We start from the raw sequence: 3,923 nt of genomic DNA, 5'->3' as shown, positions 1-3,923 counted from the left end.
TGTACCATAGAGGGCTTCTCCGTTGTTGTGTTCCCGCAGGTCTGCATATGATCTGGTTAATCCTGCGCCACCACCGAGGCTGAGCTTGTAGAAATTAGACTGTGCGACGACATTTAACGAAAAAGCGATGATGATGCTGGTTAGGATTATTTTCAATTTCTTTACCTTTATTTTTTTTAAATTTATGCTAAAATATCATAATAACACAAAAACTTTAGAAGAACGCTTTAAGAAGTACGTTCAAATAGATACACAATCTGATCCAGATTCTCCAGGCACCCCTTCTACCGAGAAGCAAAAGAACCTTGGCAGAACTTTGGTGGAGGAGTTATTGGCGATTGGCATTGCTGATGCGCACTTGGATCAGCATGGATATGTGTATGCAACTATTCCTGCTACGACCACTAAAAATGTCCCTGTGATCTGTTTCTGTTCGCACATGGATACTTCTCCTGATTGCAGTGGTTTAAATGTTAAACCGATTATTCATTATAATTACCAGGGCCAGGACCTTGTTTTGCCCGATGATGAAACGATCATCTTGAAACAAAGTGAGCACAGGGATTTAAAAAACCAAATTGGCAATGACATCATCACCGCCAGTGGCACCACTTTGCTAGGTGCAGACAATAAAGCCGGACTGGCAGAAATTATGGAAGCTGCGGCTTTTCTGGTTGCCCATCCGGAAGTAAAACATGGGGTGATTAAGATTTTATTTACACCTGATGAAGAAATTGGCCGTGGGGTAGATAAGGTAGATCTTGAAAAACTAGGTGCTGATTTTGCCTATACAATTGATGGAGAAACATTAGGGTCTATTGAAGATGAAACTTTTTCTGCTGATGGTGCTGTTTTAACCATTAACGGGGTAAGTACACATCCTGGCTTTGCCAAAGGAAAAATGGAAAGTGCCATTAAAATCCTCAGCGCCATACTTGATGCCTTGCCAAAAGATAAATTAACCCCAGAAGCTACGCAGCAAAAAGAGGGATTTATTCATCCTGTAAGTATTCATGGTAATGTTGAGCAGGCACAGGCGCATTTTATACTGCGTGATTTTGACGATGCTTTGTTGATTCAGCATGGTCAAACATTAAGGGCTGTAGTGGAAGAGGTGTTGAAAGCTTATCCTAATTCTACTTATGAATTGAAAATTAGCGAGCAATACCGCAACATGAAGAAGGTGCTTCAACAACATCCTCAGGTAATTGAATATGGTGTACTTGCTATTGAAAGAGCTGGTATTGTACCAAAAAGACAAAGTATCAGAGGGGGAACAGATGGTTCAAGGTTATCTTTAATGGGCTTGCCTTGTCCTAATATCTTTGCTGGTGAACATGCTTTTCATGGTAAACAGGAGTGGGTATCTGTACAGGACATGGAAAAAGCAGTACAGACCATTATCAATATTGCCATGATCTGGGAAGAAGAGGCGTAATTATTCTATTGCATCTGCGGAGCGAATGTTCCGCAGATGCAATTCTGCTAAAGCATTTTTAGCTGAGCAAGGTATTGGTCATGCTCATCAACCATGATAATTTCACAATGCCAGCCATTGCTTTTGGCTATGTTCTTTAGGGTAGTCTGGTCAATATATACCCATTTGAACCATTTTCCACGCTGTTGCTTGTATTCATAACTAAAGGCAACTTCGCCATAATAGGCATTGAGTGGGAATTGAATTTCCTGATAGAGATAAGAAATATCTGAACTGTCGAAAATCAACTGACCTCCGGGTTTTAAATAGGTTTTTGCTTTTTGAAGAAAGTTCGTAAAACCGATAATCGTACCGGTAACACCAATGCCATTCATCATGAAGAGCAGGGTGTCATAATCTGAGGCTTCTAATTCGAAGATATTTTGTTCTACGGCACATTTAACACCTCTTTGTTTCATGATGGAAACCGCTGTAGGGGAGATGTCTAAGGCTGTAACGTTGAAATTCCTTTCCTGTAAAATCAGGGCATGACTGCCAGCGCCTGCACCAATATCCAATACTTTACCGCTGCAAAGTTCCAGTGCCTTTAGTTCCAGATCTGGCATCTCTCGTTCGCTTCTGAAAAATAAATCTACGGGCATCACCTCATCCTCACCATAAGAATTGTGTACCCATAAAGTTTCTGCTGTTCCTTTTACGAAATAATCATGTAAGGCGGTGCCTAAAATATCCATGGCGCAAAGGTAAGGATGAAATTAAGAAGTTTGCTTGTATTCAAGCCTTGTTTTCGGTAAACTATCAGGATAGTTGTCCCGTACAAAGGCAAGCATATGCTCCCTTACCATACAGCGGAGGTCGAATGCCTCTGAGGAATTCCTGGCGCTCATTAAAAACCTCACTTCAACGGTAGCTTCTTTATTGTCTGTTACCTGTACCACATTGACCCTTTTATCCCACAAAGGATTGTTAGTTAGTATTTTGGTGAGTTCTTCTCGTAAAGGCGAAATGGGCAGGTTATAGTCAAAGTATAAAAATACGGTGCCCAAAAGTTCTGCCGAAACACGTGTCCAGTTTTGGAATGGTTTCTCAATAAAATATGTAATGGGCAGTATTAGCCGGCGCTGGTCCCAGATGTTGACCACTACATACGTTAACGTGATTTCTTCTACCCTTCCCCATTCTCCTTCCACAATCACTACATCATCAATCCTAAGAGGCTGTGTAAAAGCAATCTGAAAACCAGCAAGAAGATTGCCTAGTGATTTTTGTGCGGCAAAACCGATGATGATTCCCCCAATTCCGACCCCGGTTAAGAGCCCGGCTCCTATTTTTCGCATACTTTCAAAGCTGAGTAAAATTATGGCTGCGGTAATGATGATAATTAAGCCTACGGCAAATTTCCTGATAAACTGCAGCTGGGTCCTCAACTTTCTTTCTCTTAGATTGTCGGCTTTGGAGAGGTCGTAGTTATGGTAAAAGCCATCCTCTAATACTTTAATAAACTGAATGACGAGGATACAGAAGTTAATGGTCAGTAAAATCTCCAGCACTCTATTGAGTTGTTGATGCCCGGTTGGGCTTAGCTTCATAAAGGCTATAGCTACATTGAGTAAGAGAAGAGGGAGGAAGACACCTACAGGCTTACTCAGGCGCCTCACAATTGAGCCGATAACGAAGGTGGCCCAATACCTGGAGAAAAAAAGAAACGACCTTTTTAAAATAAATTTAATGACCACACCTGTAACAATGGCAATAACGCCAATAACCAGGTTATGGAACAACTCGCTCCATGGGAAATCTTCAAATTGATCAAGGTATAACATCTAATAGCGTGAGTTCCGGCAATAGTGAGTGTGGAAAGGGCATAAGCTGAGTTAAGCGGTCATTACCGTTTAACTCAGCTATTCCCAGAATAGCACAAATAAAGCATGGTAATTATGCGGTTACTTTGCCAATAGAATCTTTCACCGAATCTTTTACTGTACTGGCAACATCTGCTAATTTGTCTTTTGAGGAATCGATAATATCGGCAAGCCAATCAGAAACACTCTCTTTAAGGTCGTCTCCTTTATCAGTAGATAATATTAAGGCCACAGCTGCACCTAAGGCAGCTCCTGCCAATAGTCCTGCAATAATTTTAGTCTCTTTTGTCATATTTTTAAGGTTTGTATTGTCAATATATGTAATAAACACGCATTACTGCGTTTTAGTTTTATCTTTGTACAAGTGGTAGTAGAACATTCGTTTATAAGCGATAATTATTCTTTTTAGCTAATCGTTTGATTATTAAAAGATTTCTATCTATCTTTGCAGTCCCTAAATTTTAGGGGCAATAAATGATTTATTAACAAATTAAATACAAGCAAGTGAATACGTTAAGTTACAAAACTGTCTCAGCCAATGCTAAAACTGTTAACAAACAGTGGGTTGTTGTTGATGCTCAAGGCGAGATTTTGGGGCGCTTGTCATCGAAGATCGCAATGAT

Annotated in this window: 4 protein-coding genes and 1 pseudogene; 2 read left to right on the top strand and 3 right to left on the bottom strand. The window is 40.4% G+C overall.

From position 1 onward, the window contains the following. Positions 1-184 precede the first annotated feature (184 nt). Positions 185-1,438, top strand: a complete 1,254-nt coding sequence (gene pepT / locus ACR2F7_RS06510) for a peptidase T (protein WP_432712773.1) — start codon at positions 185-187, stop codon at positions 1,436-1,438. Between the two features lie 47 nt (positions 1,439-1,485). Here pepT and ACR2F7_RS06505 read toward each other — a convergent pair whose 3' ends face one another. From ACR2F7_RS06505 to ACR2F7_RS06495, 3 genes are all read right to left on the bottom strand, one after another. Then, complete coding sequence (locus ACR2F7_RS06505) at positions 1,486-2,172, bottom strand: class I SAM-dependent methyltransferase (RefSeq protein ID WP_432712772.1); 687 nt, start codon at positions 2,170-2,172, stop codon at positions 1,486-1,488. A 21-nt stretch (positions 2,173-2,193) separates the two neighbouring features. Continuing rightward, positions 2,194-3,261 (bottom strand): mechanosensitive ion channel family protein, encoded by a 1,068-nt coding sequence (locus ACR2F7_RS06500; RefSeq protein ID WP_432712771.1) that lies wholly within the window; start codon positions 3,259-3,261, stop codon positions 2,194-2,196. A 112-nt stretch (positions 3,262-3,373) separates the two neighbouring features. Beyond that, on the bottom strand, positions 3,374-3,592 hold the full coding sequence (locus ACR2F7_RS06495; protein ID WP_432708757.1) for a YtxH domain-containing protein: 219 nt from the start codon (positions 3,590-3,592) through the stop codon (positions 3,374-3,376). 212 nt (positions 3,593-3,804) lie between these two features. On the opposite strand from ACR2F7_RS06495, the pseudogene ACR2F7_RS06490 reads away from it, so the two are divergent. Continuing rightward, positions 3,805-3,923: pseudogene (locus ACR2F7_RS06490) on the top strand (50S ribosomal protein L13); the annotation flags it as partial.

The organism is Pedobacter sp., from assembly GCF_045628745.1.
Taxonomy (GTDB): Bacteria; Bacteroidota; Bacteroidia; order Sphingobacteriales; family Sphingobacteriaceae; genus Pedobacter.
This window is presented reverse-complemented; position numbering and strand designations above follow the sequence as displayed.